This is a genomic window from Stenotrophomonas sp. 28608_Sma (assembly GCF_056486185.1).
Window position 1 is genome coordinate 2,574,785 of record NZ_CM151308.1, and the last position, 17,836, is coordinate 2,592,620.

Below are 17,836 nucleotides of genomic sequence, written 5' to 3' on the forward strand. Positions count from 1 at the left end.
ACGCCGCCCACGAGGAAATGCCATGTCATCCGCTCCCACTCCCGATGCCCATGCCTATCCACTGCTGATCAAGCAGCTGCTGCTGATGCCGCTGGCGGTGAGCCCTGAACAGGAAATCGTCTACGGCGACCAGGTCCGATTCGACTACCGCACCCTGCAGGCGCGCATCGGCCAGCTGGCCGGCCTGTTGACCTCGCTGGGAGTCGGCCACGGCGACACGGTGGCGGTGATGGACTGGGACAGCAACCGCTACCTGGAGGCCTACTTCGCCGTGCCGATGATCGGTGCGGTGCTGATGATGGTGAACGTGCGCCTGGCCCCAGAGCAGATCGCCTACACGCTGAACCACAGCGGGGCGCGGGTGATCCTGGCCAACCGCGAGTTCCTGCCGCTGCTGGACGCCATCGACGAGCAGCTGCCGGACCTGCGCACGCGCATCCTGCTGGACGATGCAGGCGGTCCGCTGCCGCCAGGCTTCGCCACCGAGTACGAAGCGGGGTTGCGCGATGCCACGCCGATCGTCCGCTTCCCGGACTTCGACGAGAACGCCCGTGCCACGGTGTTCTACACCACCGGAACCACCGGGTTGCCCAAGGGCGTGTATTTCAGCCACCGGCAGCTGGTGTTGCATTCGCTGGCGGCGATGGCCGCGCTTGGCGGTGCACCCCGTCAAGGCCGCCTGCATCGTGACGATGTCTACATGCCCATGACCCCGATGTTCCATGTGCACGCGTGGGGCCTGCCCTACGTGGCAACGGCGATGGGCATCAGGCAGGTCTATCCGGGGCGCTACCTGCCTGCGAAACTGCTGGCTTTGATCGCGCGTGAGAAGGTGACCTTCTCGCACTGCGTGCCAACCATCCTGCACATGCTGCTGGAGCATGCGGACGCGGCGCAGACCGACCTGGAAGGCTGGAAGGTGATCATCGGCGGTGCGGCCCTGCCGCGTGCGCTGGCGCAGCGTGCGCTGGCGCGGGGCATCGACATCTTCGGCGGCTATGGCATGTCCGAGACCTGCCCTCTGCTCACCATCGCCCAGATCGACGTGGACAGCGTGACCGATGCCGATGAGGTGCAGTCGCTGCGCACCAAGGCCGGCATACCGGTACCGCTGGTGGACCTGCGCATCGTCGATCCGGACATGAAGGATGTCGCCCACGATGGCATCGCCACCGGAGAGGTCGTGGTGCGCGCACCCTGGCTCACCCAAGGCTACCTGCACAACCCGGATGCATCTGCAGCACTGTGGGCGGGAGGTTATCTGCATACCGGGGACATCGGCAACATCGATGAAAGCGGCTACCTGAGGGTGACCGACCGGATCAAGGATGTGATCAAGACCGGCGGTGAGTGGATCTCCTCGCTCACCCTGGAGGACATCATCGCCCTGCATCCGGCGGTCAGCGAAGTCGCGGTGATCGGCATCGCCGACACGAAATGGGGCGAGCGGCCGTTGCCGCTGGTGGTCAGGCAGCCTGGCAGTGAGGTGACCGAAGCGGAGATCATCGAACTGGTCGCTGCGCGAAGCCGCTCGGGGGACATCTCACGGTATGCGATTCCGGAACGGGTCAGTTTCGTGGAATCGATCGAGCGGACCAGCGTGGGCAAGATCAACAAGAAGAAGCTGCGTGGGTTGCATGACCCAGCGACTGGCTCGGGCCGTGGGTGATCTCCGCCCGATTGCCGAGGTCTATGCTCGAAGGACACGATGCAGGGCACGCCAAGGTATGAAGCGGCGCCCCGGGACGATGATCTCCCGGGGCACCACTGCTCTGCAGCAGACCTGGTTCAGTTCTGCCAGGACCGGTCACCCTCAGTCGATGCAGGGTCCCTTCGCAGCGGTCTCCGTGCCGGACACCTTCGCACCGATGCCGGCCGGGCCCTGGCATGCATCAAAGCTGTACTTGATCAGCTTCCACGACCCACTCGACCATCGGTATGTCCACGACTCGGAAGCACCGCTCGGCAAGGTATTGGAGATCGAGATGACCTCGCCCTCCACACCACGTGCAGGCAATGGAACAGGCGGGCCCGCCGCACCGGCCGGCTTCAGGCTGCCAGCAGACTGATAGCTGTGCGAGATGGCCAGTTCGCCCGTCTGCAACGCCGGCGCGTAGGCGGGCGAATTCCGTTTGATCCAATCGACGATGTAGCCGGCTTCCAGCGAATCCGACGCGTACGTGGCCTTCGCCACTACAGTGGCGGTCGCGGTGCCCGCGATCGGTCCTGCATTGACGCTTCCACCGGGGACTCCACTCAGTGCCAGCACCAATGGCAGCGCCGCGCCCAACAGCGAGAACTTCATACCCTGCTCCTTGTGTGTATGCAGCTTTCTCAACGGGCCGTCTATGACCCGCGGGCAGTGTAGGCATTGCGGACAGGCTGGGCATCGGCGCAGTCATGCCCATTTCTCATATCCATCAGGCTTCGAGCGCGAGCTGCCCTGCTGAAGGTCGCAGCGCCGATTGTGTTGAACGCGGCGCTCAGATCCGCGTCGTTGCCATGAACCGTTCGCGGTCCTGCTGCGTACGGCGGCGGATCTCTTCCAGCGCCTGGCTTTCGGTCGCCTGCAGCATGGCTTCGAACAAGCGCTGGAAGTGATGGCGCATCGCATTGCGCGCGGCCACCGGATCACGCGCGCGCAGGGCTTCGAAGATCGCCATGTGCTCGTCGGCACGGCTGGCGCCATCATCATGGCAGACCCGGGCATAGACCTCGGTCACCCGCGGCAGTTCGCTGCGCATGCGCCAGATCTGCTGCACGAAGAATTCCACCACCGGGTTGCCGGAAAGCCGTGCGATGGCCAGGTGGAAGCGGCGGTCGTACTCGCCGGCTTCCGCGTCACTCAGGTCGCGACGGCACAGCGCTTCGGCCAACGCCTGCAGCTCGGCAATGCCGGCATCATCCAGATTGCTGGCAGCCAGAGCGGCGGCCTCGGCCTCGAATACCGCGCGGGCGGCGGTGAGGTCGAAGGCGCTGACATCCGGCAGCCCGCCGGACGCCTGCGTCGGGCGCGGTTTCACATGCACGCCCGAGCCGATGCGGATGGCGATCCAGCCCTGCGCTTCCAGTGCGATCTCGGCTTCGCGGATGGTGACCCGGCTGACACCGAACCGTTCGGCCAGCTCACGCTCGCCCGGCAGCCGCGAGCCCGGCGGAAATTCGCCGTCCTCGATCAGCTTGCGGAGCTTGGCAGCGATGGTCTGGTAAAGGCGGTTGGCGGACATGCGGCTGACCCTTGGCGATTCCTTCCGGGTCCCTGCCCTGCCACCGCGGCCGGCAAGGGTCCGGTTGGAGCGACGGCGCGACCACTGGCCGCGCCGCCCTGTTCAGAACTTGTATCGTACACCGAAATACGCACGCCGCCCGTAGGTCACCACTTCGCGGAAGTTCCCATAAAGCGGCTGGTAGGCCACGCGCGGCTCGTTGGTCAGGTTCATCAGCTCCAGCGACAGCGACAACTGCTTGTTCACCCGGTAGCGCAGGCGCAGGTCCACGCTGGTGTTGTCATCGTAGTAGCGGTTCTGCTGCGCGGTGTTGCCGGTGAAGTCCTGGTAGTAGTGCGAGCGGAACTTGCCGATGGCCTGGATGTTGAAGCGCCCGACGTCCCAGTAGATCGAGCCGGACAGCACGTGCCGCGAGAAACCACTCAGGCCAGCCGGTGGCACGATGGCCGGAATGATCGTGCCATCGCTGGCCAGCTGCTCGCCCAGTCGCGAGTCCTGGGTCTGATAGTCGGCATCGGCGTAGTTGTAGCTGACCTTGAAGCCCAGCCCGTCGAACGGCTTGGGCAGGTACGACAGCCGATGGGTGGCGGTCAGCTCGAAACCGGTCAGCGTACTGTCCTCGTTGGTGGTCACCTGCTGGCGCACCGGCACGGTCACGCTCTGGCCATCGATGGTGTAGGTCTCCGGCACCAGTGCGGTGGCGGTGCCGCCGTTGAACTGCTTCCAGTACACCGCGCCGGCCAGCATCGTGTCCGGGTTCGGGTACCACTCCAGGGAAAGGTCGCCGTTCCAGGACATCAGCGGCTGAGCGGCGGGGTTGCCGCTGGCGCTGATGTCATCCAGCGCGTCGGCCAGGTTGCCGTAGGTGGCATCACTGCTCACGTTGATGGTGCGCCCGGCACCCAGCGCGGCAATGTCCGGCCGTGACATCGCGCGATATGCACCGACCCGCAGCAACACGTCCGGGCGCAGCTCGAAGGCCGCGTTGAGGCTGGGCAGCAGCTTGTCGTTGCCCGCCTTGAACACCTGCGTGCTGTACTCGCCGGTGGGTTGCAGGCGGATCGTCCCGTCACCGTTGTCCTCGATGCGCAGCCCGGTACGCACGCCTTCAGAACGAACATCGGTCTTGACCCAGCGCAGGCCGAGGTTGCCGGTCACCGGCAAGCCGAACAGGGTGCTGCTGAACTCACCCATCAGATAGAGCGCGCGTGTCTTCTCGGTGATATCGACATTGTTCGGATCCTGGAAACCCGGATCCAGCCCGCTGTCGAGGCTGCCGCGGAACGACTGGTACAGGCAGTTCGGATCGAAGTACGCCCACGAGGAGATCGTGTTGCCGCTGGCGGCATCCATGAAGTCATCCTGCGGGAAGGGTGCACGGCAGGCCTGGTTGGCGGCGATGATCTTCGCTTTGTCGGCCGCCACGCGCTGGTCGTAGTCGGCTACCAGGGTGTTGTCGCGCAGGCGGTAGTCGGCCTGGCTGGCGCGCACCCCGCCCTTGATGCGGGTGAAGAAACCGGACTCCGGCATGAAGCTGGCATCGAAGCGGCCGGCCTTGATCCTGTGGTCATTCTCGGTGGCGCTGGAGGTCACCCGCGCCGCCCCCGTATAGGCGTCCCAGTTGTTGGGGTCGAAGTTCGGCGCCAAGGCAACACTGGGCACTTCGCCGTGCCAGTCCCAGTCATAGTCCACGTAGCCGGTGGCACCACTGCTGATACCGGGCACGACGGCATTGTTGACGTCGCGCTGGTTGGCGCGCAGGCGGGTCATGCGCTCGCTGTCGAGGCGATTGGTGTGCGAGTAGGAAAGATCGGTAGACAGCTCCCAGGCCGGGGTCGGGCGCAGGATCAGGTTCAGGCCACCCCCGGTGTATTCCTCGCCACGCCAGTAGCGGTTGGAGGTGGAATCAATCGAGGTGCTGCCGTGCAGGTGGCGCACGATACCGTCTTCGTCAACCTCGCGCTGGGTGATGCCGCGTCGTGCGTTGGACAGGCTCAGATCGCTGCGGTTCTCATACCAGTTGCGCTCGGTGTGCTCGAAATCGAGGTTCACTTCAACCACATCATTTGGCCGCCACTGCAGCGCGGCGAACTCGCTCTGCCGGTCGTTACGCTCCTGCTTGAGCCGGTAGATGCGGCTGCTCGGCACCAGGTAGTACGGCGCGCCGTTGGCGATGGCCTGCGCGGACACTTCGTTGCAGTTGGCATTGCCCACGTTCTGCGTGCCATCGCAGGCATACCAGGTGGAACCGCTGGTAATGCTCTCTTCCGGATCGGTGCCGTCCAGGCGCTGGAAGCCCAGCGAGATGCCCAGCTTCTGCCCGTTTCCGAACTCGAACTGATCGATGTAGCTGGCGGTGCCGCGATAGCCGATGCCGTCCTTGTCACGGTACTTGCTGTCGTACTCCGCCCAGCTGCCGCGCAGGTCCAGCTGCGCTGCACGCTTGCCGTACTCCAGTGGGCGCACTGTTTCCAGGCCGATGGTGCCGGCCACGCCGCCTTCGATGATGTCGGCGCGCTGGGTCTTGTAGATGGCCACCGTATTGATCAGCTCGGCCGGGAACATGTTGAAATTCACCGAGCGGTCGCCGCTGCCGTTGGTGATCTCGCGGCCGTTGAAGTTGGTGCTGCTGAGGAAGGCGCCCAGGCCACGGATCGAGATCTCCGAGGCGCCGGTCTTGTCGCGGGTCGAGGCGGCGCCGGTCAAGGTCTCGATCGCATCGGCCAGCGACGGTGCCGGCAGGTCGCCGATGTCATCGGCCGAGAGCACGTCGGCGATGACCGTGTCGTCGCGCTTCTTGTTGATCGAACTCTGCATTGATTCGCGGATGCCGGTGACCTGCACCTGGTCCAGCGTGGTGGGATCCTGCCCTGACGCGTCCTTGCTGGACTGCGCCTGGGCCGCGGGCATGCCCGCCAGCACGGCAAGCAGCGCCACGATCAGGGGTGTGGGGGACAACGAGATGCTGTGCACTGCTCCGGCGGGTCGCCGCATGGTTTCCTCCTCCCAAAGGATCGCCTGCATGCCAGGCGTGGGACGCAGCTTCGGCACGGCGACATGAAAATGTCAACCAATTGGTATGCGAATGTTCAAATGCCTTTCATCCATACCAGTTGAATGCAATTTAATGTGCTCATGCAGCATGACTTTGCGCGAAAGCTGGCTTACAACGGACCCGGAAGTGGTATGCAGACCCACCCTGAAACGACGGCCCGGCCGTCTCTGGAAGGATTTCATGCGCGTTCGTCCGCTTGCTCGACATCCGCTCAACAATCCATCACTGTTTTGCCTGACCACTGGTCTGGCCATGTGCCTGACCACTTCAGCGGCAAGTGCAGCCAGCTGGCTCGTCCACGATGTCGCTGAGTTCACTACCGCCGCCTCGGCGCTGCAGCCCGGCGATGAGATCGTGTTGGCTGACGGCACCTGGACCGACGCGCGGTTGCTGCTGAAAGGCCACGGCACGGCAGCCGCGCCGATCGTGTTGCGCGCGCAGACCGCCGGCAAGGTCGTCCTCAGCGGACGTTCGGACCTGCGCCTGGCGGGCAGCTACCTGCAGGTGTCCAACCTGGTGTTCCGCAACGGCTATACGCCGGGTGATGCGGTGGTGGCGTTCCGCGAATCCAGCAAGGCGGTGGCCCGCCACAGCCGGGTGACCGGCCTGGTGATCGATGACTACACCAACCCCGATGCCAGCGACCAGGACTACTGGGTATCGCTGTATGGCAGCAACAACCGGTTGGATCACAGCCAGCTGCGCGGCAAGACCAACGCCGGGCCCACGGTAGTGGTGGTGCGCGATGCCACCCAGGGCCTGGACAACCAGCACCGCATCGACCACAACTGGTTCGGACCGCGCCCGGCGCTGGGCGTCAACGGCGGCGAAACCCTCCGCGTCGGCACCAGCGACACTTCGTTGAGCGATTCCAACAGTACGGTGGAGAACAACTGGTTCGAAGGCTGCGACGGCGAGACCGAGATCATCAGCAACAAGTCCGGCGGCAATACCTACCGCGGCAACGTGTTCTACCGTTCGGCCGGCGCGCTCACGCTACGCCATGGCAACGGCAACCGGGTGATCGACAACGTGTTCCTGGGCGACGACAAGACCGGCACCGGCGGCGTGCGCATCATCAATGCCGACCAGACCGTCAGCAACAATTACTTCGAACGACTGGCCGGCTCCAGCAACCGTTCCGCGCTGGCGGTGATGGACGCGCAGGCCGATCCGCCGCTGTCCGGCTATGCGCCGGTGGTGAATGCCACGATCAGCCGCAATACCTTCGTGGACGTGGCGAAGATCAGTTTCGGCGTCGGCCATGATGAGGCCAAGGGCATCGTGGTCGCCGCCAGCAACAGCCGCTTCAGCGCCAACCTGATCGTCAACCGCACCAGCAGGAACCCGCCGAATGCCGCCAGTTCGCTGGCCGGCATCGACTTCAGTGGCAACGTGCAGTCACCGGCAGCCAGCACCGTATTCCCGGGCGGCGTAGAGGGGCGTGGCGTCAGCCTGCAGCAGGCTGCCAGCGGATTGTGGGTGGCCGCGCCTGCCCTGCCCGCCGTGGGCGCCGATCCTGCCCTGGCGATGACCGCGCGCGAGGCGACCGGCGTCAACTGGTATCCCAAGGTGGGCAAAGTTGCCCTGTCACGCACCCGCAATGGAGTTGATCGATGAGGTTGCAGCCGCTGTTCGTCTCCCTGGCCCTGGCCACCCCCTTTGCCCTGCTGCCGGCCGCGCCGCTGTTCGCAGCCCCCGCTGCCGCAGCGAGGCAGGCCGACACCGCGCCGGTGCTGGTGACCGCAGCGCAGTGGCAGCGGATGGCCAGCGAAGGCGGCCGCTACCCGTGGTTCGCCAAGGAACAGGCGCGCACGGAAAAATCGCTGAAGAAGATGATGAAGGCCGGCATCGACGTGCCGGTACCGAAGGACAAGGGCGGCGGCCGCACCCATGAACAGCACAAGCGCAACTACCAGGCCCTGATGGCGGCCGGCACCCTGTACCGGCTGACCGGCGACAAGGTCTATGTCGACTACGCGCGCGACATGCTGCTGCAGTACGCCACGCTCTACCCCACCCTGGGCCCGCACCCCGAAGGCCGCGGACAGATTCCAGGCCGCGTGTTCTGGCAGGTGCTCAACGATTCGGTGTGGCTGGTCAATGCCATCCAGGGCTACGACGCGATCCGCGACGCGCTGTCCGCCGAGGACCGCGACACCATCGAATCGAAGGTGTTCCGGCCGATGGCTGAGTTCCTCGTCAGCGAGCCGAAGAACTACGACCAGATCCACAACCACGCCACCTGGGCGGTGGCCGCCACTGGCATGACCGGCTACGTGCTGCGCGACCCTGAGCTGGTGGAGAAATCGTTGCGCGGCAGCCAGAAGAACGATCAGTTCGGCTTCCTTCGCCAGATCGACCTGCTGTTCTCGCCCGATGGCTATTACGAGGAAGGCCCGTACTACCAGCGCTACGCACTGGCACCGTTCCTGCTGTTCGCCAACGCCATCGAACGCAACGAACCGCAGCGCAGGATCTTCGCGCGCCGCGACGGCGTGCTGCTGAAGGCCGTGGATGTGCTGGTGCAGTCCAGCTATGACGGCCTGTTCTTCCCGATCAACGATGCCATCCTGGACAAGGGCATCGATACCGAGGAACTGGTGGCCGGTATCGGCATTGCCTATGCGCGCACCGGTGACGACCGCCTGTTGTCGGTGGCCCAGCAGCAGAAACGCCTGCTGTTGTCCCCCGAGGGACTACAGGTGGCGCAAGCCCTGGCCGCCAACAAGGCCAAGCCCTTCGATTACCGTCCGATGCTGCTGCGCGATGGCCCGGACGGCGACCGCGGTGGCCTGGCGATCCTGCGCATGAACGGCGAACGCGGCCAGGCGCTGGTGCAGAAGGACACGATGCAGGGCATGGGCCATGGCCACTTCGACAAACTCAACTGGTTGTTCTACGACAACGGCAATCCGGTGGTGACTGACTACGGCGCTGCCCGCTTCCTCAACGTGGAAGCCAAGCGGGGTGGCATCTACCTGGCCGAGAACCGCAGCTGGGCCAAACAGACCGTGGCCCACAACACCCTGGTGGTGGACGAACAGAGCCACTTCAAGGGCGACTGGAAGCGCGGCGAGGAGCATGCCCCGCAGGTGCGCTTCTTCCAGGCCGATGCCGATACCCAGGTTGCCTCGGCGACCATGCGCGATGCCTACCCCGGCGTGGTGTTCACCCGCACCCAGGCGCTGCTGCGCCATCCCGGCCTGGGCCTGCCGGTGGTGCTGGACCTGCTGCAGGTGCACGGCGACAAGGCCGCGCGCTACGACCTGCCGCTGCACTTCAAGGGCCACATCGTCACCACCGGCTTCGAGGCAGAACACTTCCCCACCCAGCGCCCGGTGCTGGGCAAGGACAACGGCTACCAGCACCTGTGGCTGGATGCACGCAGCACGCCCGGCAGCGAATCGCGTTCGCTGGCGTGGCTGCTGGATGGGCGCTTCTACACCTACCGCTTCGGCAGCAGTGCGCCGGCACAGGCGCTGCTGGTGGAAAGTGGTGCCAACGATCCCGAGTTCAACCTGCGCCGTGAACCGGCCCTGCTGCAGCGCGTGGAAGGCCAGAAGGACGTGACCTTCTTCAGTGTGCTGGAGCCGCATGGCGAGTACAACGGCACCGCCGAGTACGTGCACGGCGCGGACAGCCGCATCAAGGACATCGTGCGCAGCCGGGGCAGCGATGCAGAGGTGATCGAACTGCGCCTGGCCAGCGGTGCACGCATCGCCCTCGGCGTGGCCGACGACAGCAGCGCCAAGGGCGAGCACAGCGTGACCGTGGACGGCCATGCCTACCGCTGGAGCGGCAGCCATGCGCGCATGGACCGCAGCAAGGGTGACGGAAAATGAACGGCCCTGCCGTGGTGGCCAACCTGCGCAAGGTGCCGGTGCGTTCAGCAGTGCGCTGGTTGATCGTGGGCCTGATCGCCGTCGCTACGGTCATCAACTACATCGACCGCAATGCACTGGCGGTGATGTGGCCGGAAATCGCCAGGGAAGTAGGCGCGACCAAGGACGACTATGCCCTGCTGGTAACGGTGTTCATGCTGTTCTACGCCGCCGGCCAGTTCCTGTTCGGTCGCCTGTTCGACATGATCGGCACGCGCCTGGGCTTCGCCCTGTCGATCAGCGTGTGGTCGATCTCGATCGCGCTGCACTCGATCACCCATTCGATGCTTTCCTTCAGCCTGGTAAGGGCGATGCTCGGCATCAGCGAAGCGGGTGCGTGGCCCGGCGCGGTCAAGGCCAATGCCGAGTGGTTCCCTGCGCGCGAACGCGCGTTGGCGCAGGGCGTGTTCAACGCGGGTGCGTCGATCGGCGCGATCGTCTCCGCACCCGCCATCGCAGGCCTGTACATGTGGCTGGGCTGGCGCGGCACCTTCGTGCTGGTCGGTGCGATCGGCTTCCTGTGGCTGCTGCCGTGGCTGTTTGTCTACCGCGCCGGGCCGGACAAGCATCCGTGGGTGAGCGATGCCGAGCGCCGGCTGATCCAGGAAGACCAGGCCGGGCAACAGGCGGTGGTGGCGCCGAAGGCCAGCGTTCGCGAGCTGCTGGCCCACCGGCAGAGCTGGGGCATGCTCGCCTGCCGCTTCCTGCTGGACCCGATCTGGTGGCTGTTCGTGTCCTGGCTGCCGATCTACCTGGCTGAAACCTTCGGCTTCGACATCAAGCAGATCGGCCTGTTCGCCTGGGTGCCGTTTGTCGGCGCGATGCTGGGCAGCCTGAGTGGTGGCTGGTTGTCCGGGCGCCTGATCCGCGCGGGGCACAGCGTGGACCGCGCCCGCAAGCTGTCCATAACGCTGGGCTGCGTGGTCATGGCTCCTGCCCTGCTGGGTGCCGTGCTGGCCAACCAGCCGCTGCTGGCGGTGCTGGCAATCGCTGCGGTGCTGTTCGGCTTCCAGGTGGCCATCGGCAACATCCAGACCCTGCCGGGCGACCTGTTCGACGGCCGCTCGGTGGGCACGCTGGCCGGCCTGGGTGGCCTGGCCGCCGTGGCCGGCACCTTGATCACCACCTGGCTGGTGCCGGTGCTGACCCGCCACTCCTATGCCCCGATCTTCATCCTCGTTGCCGCGCTGGTGCCGCTGTCGCTGGCTGCGCTGTGGTGGTGGACCGGACCTATCCACAAGCTCGACCGTCGTGGCGGTTGAGCCCACGTTTTTCATTCCCCCGCAAACCAAGGAGTTTTCCGCATGTCGTTCCAGGACAAGGTGGCCATTGTCACCGGCGGTGGCCGCGATATCGGTCGCGCCGTTTCGATCAAGCTGGCTGCCGCCGGTGCACGCGTCTGCATCAACTACGCCAATGACGAGGCCAGTGCCCAGGAAACGCTGGCACGGATCCATGCGGCCGGTGGCCAGGCCATCGTGCATCGCGCCAACGTCACCGACGCCACGGCCGTCGCCGGCCTGGTCGCTGCGGCACAGGCCGCGTTCGGCGAGCGCATCGACCTGCTGGTGAATGTGGCCGGTGGCATGGTGCAGCGCCGGCCGCTGGCCGACATCGACCCGGCGTTCTTCCACACGGTCATGGACCTGAATCTGACCTCGACCTACCTGACCACCCACGCGGTGGTGCCGCACATGCGCGAAGGCGCAGCCATCGTCAACTTCGCCTCGCAGGCAGGCCGTGATGGCGGCGGCCCGGGCGCATCGATCTACGCCACCGCCAAGGCGGCAGTAATGACCTTCACCCGTGCCATGGCCAAGGAGCTGGGGCCGAAGGGTATCCGGGTGAATGCACTGTGCTGCGGCATGATCGCCACTCGCTTCCATGATGAGTTCACCAAGCCGGAAGTGCGCACGGCCGTTGCCGGCGCTACCCCGCTGCGCCGCCAAGGGACACCGGACGAAGCCGCCGACGCTGCGGTATTCCTGGCCTCGGATGCGGCGGCGTTCATCACCGGCGCGAATCTGGACGTCAACGGCGGCACCTACTTCTCCTGACTGGAATCCTGACCATGCAGCGCTGGACGCTCCTGCTTTCATTGACGATCTGTTCCGCCGCGGCCGCGCCTGGCGCGTTGGCCGCACCGGTCTGGGTCACCGCCTGGACCGCCTCGCCGGCACCGGACCGCAAGGATGGCACCGCCGAGGCCCCCGTACAGTTCGCCGCGCAGACCGTGCGCCAGGACATGCGCATCGGCAGCCGTGGCGACGCGTTGCGGCTGCGCATCAGCAACGAACTCGGCACGGCGCCGTTACGGGTCGAGGACCTGCGCGCAGGAGTGAAAAACGGCACGTCCGCCCCTCTGCCGGTAACGGTGGATGGCCGCGCGGTCATCGAGGTGCCGGTCGGAGCCGCGCTGCTGAGCGACCCGGTGCGGATGCCGGTGGCGGCGCTGCAGGAGATCAGCGTGAGTGCCTATTTCCCGCAGCCCACCCGACCCGCCGTGCGCCGCACCGAGCTGCGGGTCGCAGATGGCAGGCAGACAGCCGTCGCCGACAGCGTGCGGCTGAGCTACCAGCAGAACGTGTTCTCGGCAGTGATGGTGCAGCGTGATGATCGTCCCCAGGTAATCGTGGCGCTGGGCGATTCCATCACGGAAGGCGCCACCGCACGTCGCGGCACCTTCAACCAGTGGCCGGAGCGGTTGGCGCAGCGCCTGCAGCAGGCCTGCCCGAACCGGTTCGTGGTGCTCAACCAGGGCATCAGCGGCAACAAGCTGCTTGACCATGGCCGCAGCCACAGTGCGCTGTCACGATTGGATCGCGATGTGATCGCGGTGGCCGACGCCGATCAGGTGATCCTGTTCGAAGGCATCAATGACATCCGCCACGGCGGTGGCGCGCAGCCGCTGCCTGGACGCAATGCGGCGGACATGCTGCTGGGCTATCAACAGGTTGCGGCGCGGCTGCATGCGCACGGCATCCGCGCCTGGCTGGGTACGTTGACCCCATTCGGTGGTTCCGAGCGCTACGAGCCCGTGTCCGCAGCGACCCGCACCTCGATCAACCAGTGGGCACGCGGTGGGAAGACCGGGTTCGATGGCATCATCGATTTCGATGCCGCGCTGCGTGATCCGAAGGCCGTGGAATCGTTGCCCAACGACATCACCCGCGACCACCTACACCCCAATGACGAAGGCTACCGGCGCATGGCCGATGCCATCGATCTGCGCATGCTGGGCTGCACCCCCACCGAATGAGAGAGAACCGATGAGCCGCGTCGTTTGTTTCGGTGAATTGCTGCTGCGCCTGGGCGCACCCGGTCGGGAACTGCTGCTGCAGACACCGCTGCTGCAGGTCCACGTGGGGGGCGCCGAGGCCAATGTGGCGGTCTCACTGGCCTGTTTGGGCCACGATGTGCAGATGGTCAGTACGGTGCCCGGCAACGCGCTGGGCCGGCATGCCGTGGCCGAGCTGCGGCGGCATGGTGTGGGCGTGGCAGGTGTGCGTGAAGTCGACCGAGACCGCATGGGCCTGTATTTCCTGGCCACCGGCGCGCTGCAGCGCGCCAGTGAAGTGGTGTATGACCGGGCGGGTTCGGCATTCGCCAACACTGCCCTTGCCGACCATGACTGGCCAACGCTGTTGCGTGATGCGCAGTGGCTGCACCTTTCCGGCGTCAGTCCCGCGCTGGGCGCCAATGTGGCCGAATCCGTCTTGAGCGCTGCACGGGCCGCACGCAGGTCAGGCGTGCATGTGTCCTTCGACGGCAACTACCGACCTTCGCTCTGGCAGCGTTGGGGCGGCAACGCCGCCGCCATCCTGCGGGAGCTGTTCGCAGAGGCGGATATCGTCTTTGCCGACCATCGCGATATCGAACTGGTGCTGGGACTGCGCTTCGCCGAGGACAGCCCCATCGCGCGGACCGACGCGGCTGCAGCGGCCGCGTTCGCGGCCCTCCCGCACCTGCAGTGGCTGGCCTGCACCCAGCGCGACGTGGTGAGTGCAGACCATCACATCCTGGGCGCGCTGCTGTTGGGACGCGACGGTACCCGTGCGCAGGCTCCCTCGCGGCCATTGCCCGGTATCGTTGATCGCATCGGCGGCGGCGATGCGTTCGCGGCAGGCATCCTGCACGGGCTGGCGTCCGGGTTCGATGCAGAGAGCACCGTGCGCTTCGGTCTGGCGGCAGGTGCGCTGAAGCACTCCATTCCCGGAGACTTCAGTCCCGTGCGCGAGGCCGATGTCTGGGCGCTGCTGGAGAGTGACCAGTTCGACGTCCGGCGCTGATTTCGCTGTAGTTCACTGTACTCAGCGCCCAACGCTCGACGCCAGTGAAGGGTCGAACCATGGCGAATCAAAACCCGCGAAGAAACTGACCGCGCTGGCAACTGCGGCTAGCAACAGGATCGGCAGCCCTGCACGAGGCCCTGCGCGCACTTACAGCGTCAACAGCCACGCTTCCAGCGCCCGGGTGTCGCGCATGTCGCCCATATAGCGATGATCGGGCACGTGCGGTTCATTCGAACCACGTACCCGCCCACGGAACACCTTCATCGGCACCGAGATCCTGGCCAGCCCGCTGGGCAACCGCTCCGGCCGCACGTCCATGTACAGACTGTCGGCCGAGGTCTCGACGCCCACCTGCACCGCGCCCAGCCGCTTCCAGAGGTCCAATGCATCCAGGCAGGCCGAGCCACAGGAAGCATCGGCCACAACCAGGACCCTGCCTTTGCGCACAGGTCCGGCCTGGCTTGCGGCGGATGCTGGATCTGCGCTGGCCTCGGATGGCTCGCGCCACAAAGCCTCTCCCCGGCCGCGAGCCTGCGCCATGCCTGCCGTCACCGATTCCAGCATGCGACGCAGCTCAGGCGACGCGTCAGGCGCCTGTTCCAGCTTCTGCAGGAAGCCGCGAAGCTGGGCGATGTTGCCCTCCGAGGTCCGCCACTCTACCCAGCTGCGGTCGGGCAGCGCGTCGACAGCGGCCCGGCCCCAGATCAATCGCGCCAGTTCGATGCTCCATTGCGAAGCACCGCCGGTGTTGCCACGCACGTCCAGCACCACCGTCGGTGCCTGCTGCAGCCCTTCGGCTTGCGGTGCAAGCTGCTCAAGCAGCGCGGTCAGTTCCTTGAAGTTCTGCTCCGCAGGGTCGGCATTGAAGCTGCTGGTGGTGATCCAGTAACTGCCATCGGTCATCGCGTGCCAGCCGTTGGGGGGACGGAAGCTGCGCCGGGTATCAGCCAAGCGCTCCTTGCGCTGTGCTGCCTGCAGCGGCTGCCACCGCAGTGCATAGGATGTCTCGCGTCCGCCCACCTGGAAAACGCAGGTACGCAATGCAGGCACGTATGGATTGCCCTGTTCGAGCAGCACTTCACCACCACCCTGGATGCGGCTGGCCTGCAGGTTCCAGCGACCGCTGAAGTCACCCACCCGGCGTGCAGCCAGCGTCTGCGCATCAATGCCGTCACACGACAGCAATTGCGCGCCCAGCGGCGGATGGCCCGGACCACCATCCACGGTCATGACCACCTGCGCATCGCCATCGAAGCCGGTCAGGAAGCCCGGCCACTGCGTTGGAAGATCGGGAGCCTCGGCAAGCGCGTTGAGGCTGACATGCCCATCGTTGAAGGAGGCCGCATAGCCCTTCATCGCCCACCAGTAGCCCGGGTAGCTGGCGACCCGTTCGGCGCGCGAGCGTGCAAGCGCCAGGGCATCGTCCAGCTGTGCGCCGAAACCAGGATTGCGCAGGTCCACGGCGCCCGGATGGCTGCCGCGCATGGCGGCGTCGGCAGCGTCCAGATCCTTCAACAGCGTATCCGACCAGTCGATCGGCGCGCCTTGCGCGTTAGGTGCCGCGAGCGCTGCACCGAGCAACAGCCATGCAGTGACCATGGATTCTTCCCGTCCCCGGAACAAACGCCAGTCTCGCAGTTCTACTGCCTGGCGTACCGCGCCCGCCGCAACGGGCGCGGCCTTCCATCAATGCAGCGGCACCTTCAACACCGAAGGCGCATTGGCCGGCGAACTGAAAGTCACCGTGCCACCCAGCTGGCTGATGCCCGCATACCGCAGGTCCACGGTGTCCACCACCAGGGTCAGGCGGCTGCCGGCCGGAAGGTTCCAGCTGCTGGCTTCCAACCGCAGGTCGATGGTCTTCGCCTGCCCCGGCGTGGCACCACGCAGCGTATAGGGCTTGTGGCTGATCAGCTGGCCGTTGCCCAGCACATCCTCGGCGTACAGGTAGGCGTACAGCGTGGTGTTGGCGCGGCTGGGCGTGACGGTCAAGCGTACCTCCGGCGTTCCATCCAGGCGCTGCGCACTCCACTGGATCGGCCCCTGCCAGACACCTGCGGCGTTGCGGCCCACGAAGGGCACATAGGCACCGGGCGGCAGGTTGATCATCTGCAATGCACCGGAGGCCATCGCCACGCCGGAATTGGCGGCGGTCAGCAGCCCGCTGCCGATCCGGTAACTCCAGCCGGTGCTGCTGCCGCTCGCGACCAGGCCGCCCGTGGGCAGCAGAAGTCCTTTGGGTGCGCTCAGCGCATAGCTGACAGCGCCGGCATTGGTCGCCTGCCAGTTCGGATAGGTACTCCAGCTGCCCTTCTGCGATTTCAGCTGTACTGCAGGCTGGCGGTCGATGCCATTGGCTTCACCCTTGAGGTAATGGTCGAACCAGTCGCCCACCGAATCGTAGACCTCGTTGGGAACACCCAGAGCGCCAAAGGCTTCGTTGAGCGCATGATCGCCGTGGCGCAACTGCAACTGCTTGGGGCCTTTCAACCGGGTGAAGAAATCGACCAGCTGGCCCGGCGGGAACAGGCTGTCGTTGAAGGCGTTGGCGAGGAACACCGCTGGCTGGTTGGCGTTGATCTCATCGATGCTGGCCCCAGGGCTGCGCTGCGCCGCCACCGGCAACAGCGAATCCACCGCGCCCTGGTAGTTGGCGACCAGTACATTGCGATTGATGGTCGTCAGTTCCGGTCCCGGGCGGCCGGTGGCCAGGCCGGCTGCCACCAGCAAGGCGATGCCCTGCGCGCTGGGGGTGTCGTTGCTGTACAGCGAGGCCTGCAGATCGGCCCAGCCACTCAGCGCCGCCACGGCCTTGATGCGTGGATCGCGCGCCGCCGCCAGCAGGCTGGTGCCTGCGCCGTAGGAGATGCCCGAAACGCCGATCCGGGCCGGATCGGCGCGGGTGTTGTCCAGCGCCCAATCAATCAGGGCGCTGACATCTTCGACCGTAGCTGGCCCTGCGATGTCGATGCTGCCGCCGGACTCCCAGAAACCCCGCGAGCTGTAGCTGATCACCACATAGCCGCGCCGCGCCAGCGACTGCGCCACCCCCACATACTCCACGCTGGGTACCGCCCAGCTGCTGGGCATCACCAGCAGTGGATAGCGCCCGCTGCCCGCGTCCTGCGGTTCGATGACGAAGGCCCCGAGAGGCGTTCCATCCCAGCTGGGAATGGTCCGGTGGGTGGTCTTGACCGTAGCGGCCCAGGCGGTGGGCGCCAGTCCGGTCAGCAGGATCAACAGCAGCAATACCTTGCGCATCGTCGTCTGTCCCCGTCGGTGGTGGTGCAACGGGTTGGACCGTACCAGTGCGAATGGTGGGTGGCACCTTGCGACGCAACATGACGTTTGCTGCATTGCCGGCCCATGGGATCGATG

Annotated in this window: 12 protein-coding genes; 7 read left to right on the forward strand and 5 right to left on the reverse strand. The window is 65.9% G+C overall.

Annotated features, from left to right (window positions below; translation table 11 throughout):
* The first annotated feature begins 22 nt into the window (after positions 1-22).
* Entirely contained in the window at positions 23-1,669 is a 1,647-nt protein-coding gene (locus ACZLHH_RS12145; protein WP_180844299.1) for a fatty acid--CoA ligase, read from the forward strand.
* 144 nt (positions 1,670-1,813) lie between these two features.
* On the opposite strand, the gene ACZLHH_RS12150 is transcribed toward ACZLHH_RS12145, so the two are convergent.
* From ACZLHH_RS12150 to ACZLHH_RS12160, 3 genes are all read right to left on the reverse strand, one after another.
* A complete protein-coding gene (locus tag ACZLHH_RS12150; protein WP_107431942.1) occupies positions 1,814-2,305 on the reverse strand; it encodes a hypothetical protein in 492 nt (163 codons plus the stop codon).
* Between the two features lie 178 nt (positions 2,306-2,483).
* Positions 2,484-3,227, reverse strand: coding sequence for a FadR/GntR family transcriptional regulator (locus ACZLHH_RS12155; protein WP_032127248.1), 744 nt, complete (start codon positions 3,225-3,227; stop codon positions 2,484-2,486).
* Positions 3,228-3,329: 102 nt separating this feature from the next.
* On the reverse strand, positions 3,330-6,221 hold the full coding sequence (locus ACZLHH_RS12160; protein ID WP_180844300.1) for a TonB-dependent receptor: 2,892 nt from the start codon (positions 6,219-6,221) through the stop codon (positions 3,330-3,332).
* 241 nt (positions 6,222-6,462) lie between these two features.
* Here ACZLHH_RS12160 and ACZLHH_RS12165 point away from each other — a divergent pair, with 241 nt between their 5' ends.
* The 6 genes from ACZLHH_RS12165 to ACZLHH_RS12190 are packed head-to-tail and all read left to right on the forward strand — an operon-like array spanning position 6,463 to position 14,455.
* Positions 6,463-7,902, forward strand: a complete 1,440-nt coding sequence (locus ACZLHH_RS12165; RefSeq protein WP_180844301.1) for a polysaccharide lyase 6 family protein — start codon at positions 6,463-6,465, stop codon at positions 7,900-7,902.
* Complete coding sequence (locus ACZLHH_RS12170; protein ID WP_180844302.1) at positions 7,899-10,127, forward strand: oligoalginate lyase; 2,229 nt, start codon at positions 7,899-7,901, stop codon at positions 10,125-10,127. The genes ACZLHH_RS12165 and ACZLHH_RS12170 overlap by 4 nt, the downstream gene beginning before the upstream one ends.
* A complete protein-coding gene (locus tag ACZLHH_RS12175) occupies positions 10,124-11,428 on the forward strand; it encodes an MFS transporter (RefSeq protein WP_180844303.1) in 1,305 nt (434 codons plus the stop codon). The genes ACZLHH_RS12170 and ACZLHH_RS12175 overlap by 4 nt, the downstream gene beginning before the upstream one ends.
* Before the next feature lie 42 nt (positions 11,429-11,470).
* Complete coding sequence (locus ACZLHH_RS12180; protein ID WP_180844304.1) at positions 11,471-12,223, forward strand: SDR family NAD(P)-dependent oxidoreductase; 753 nt, start codon at positions 11,471-11,473, stop codon at positions 12,221-12,223.
* Between the two features lie 14 nt (positions 12,224-12,237).
* Positions 12,238-13,425: a GDSL-type esterase/lipase family protein gene (locus ACZLHH_RS12185; RefSeq protein ID WP_180844305.1), complete on the forward strand. Its 1,188-nt coding sequence runs from the start codon at positions 12,238-12,240 to the stop codon at positions 13,423-13,425.
* Positions 13,426-13,435: 10 nt separating this feature from the next.
* Positions 13,436-14,455, forward strand: a complete 1,020-nt coding sequence (locus tag ACZLHH_RS12190) for a sugar kinase (protein ID WP_180844306.1) — start codon at positions 13,436-13,438, stop codon at positions 14,453-14,455.
* Positions 14,456-14,605: 150 nt separating this feature from the next.
* Here ACZLHH_RS12190 and ACZLHH_RS12195 read toward each other — a convergent pair whose 3' ends face one another.
* A complete protein-coding gene (locus ACZLHH_RS12195) occupies positions 14,606-16,057 on the reverse strand; it encodes a S41 family peptidase (RefSeq protein ID WP_180844307.1) in 1,452 nt (483 codons plus the stop codon).
* 87 nt (positions 16,058-16,144) lie between these two features.
* Entirely contained in the window at positions 16,145-17,719 is a 1,575-nt protein-coding gene (locus ACZLHH_RS12200) for a S15 peptidase family protein (RefSeq protein ID WP_180844308.1), read from the reverse strand.
* Between the last annotated feature and the right edge of the window lie 117 nt (positions 17,720-17,836).

Excerpts from the sequence above, each read along its gene's own strand:
- ACZLHH_RS12180 (WP_180844304.1), top strand. The coding sequence starts at position 11,471 with ATGTCGTTCCAGGACAAGGTGGCCATTGTCACCGGCGGTGGCCGCGAT.
- ACZLHH_RS12150 (WP_107431942.1), bottom strand. The coding sequence starts at position 2,305 with ATGAAGTTCTCGCTGTTGGGCGCGGCGCTGCCATTGGTGCTGGCACTG.
- ACZLHH_RS12155 (WP_032127248.1), bottom strand. The coding sequence starts at position 3,227 with ATGTCCGCCAACCGCCTTTACCAGACCATCGCTGCCAAGCTCCGCAAG.
- ACZLHH_RS12160 (WP_180844300.1), bottom strand. The coding sequence starts at position 6,221 with ATGCGGCGACCCGCCGGAGCAGTGCACAGCATCTCGTTGTCCCCCACA.
- ACZLHH_RS12200 (WP_180844308.1), bottom strand. The coding sequence starts at position 17,719 with ATGCGCAAGGTATTGCTGCTGTTGATCCTGCTGACCGGACTGGCGCCC.
- ACZLHH_RS12145 (WP_180844299.1), top strand. The coding sequence starts at position 23 with ATGTCATCCGCTCCCACTCCCGATGCCCATGCCTATCCACTGCTGATC.
- ACZLHH_RS12195 (WP_180844307.1), bottom strand. The coding sequence starts at position 16,057 with ATGGTCACTGCATGGCTGTTGCTCGGTGCAGCGCTCGCGGCACCTAAC.
- ACZLHH_RS12170 (WP_180844302.1), top strand. The coding sequence starts at position 7,899 with ATGAGGTTGCAGCCGCTGTTCGTCTCCCTGGCCCTGGCCACCCCCTTT.
- ACZLHH_RS12190 (WP_180844306.1), top strand. The coding sequence starts at position 13,436 with ATGAGCCGCGTCGTTTGTTTCGGTGAATTGCTGCTGCGCCTGGGCGCA.
- ACZLHH_RS12165 (WP_180844301.1), top strand. The coding sequence starts at position 6,463 with ATGCGCGTTCGTCCGCTTGCTCGACATCCGCTCAACAATCCATCACTG.
- ACZLHH_RS12185 (WP_180844305.1), top strand. The coding sequence starts at position 12,238 with ATGCAGCGCTGGACGCTCCTGCTTTCATTGACGATCTGTTCCGCCGCG.
- ACZLHH_RS12175 (WP_180844303.1), top strand. The coding sequence starts at position 10,124 with ATGAACGGCCCTGCCGTGGTGGCCAACCTGCGCAAGGTGCCGGTGCGT.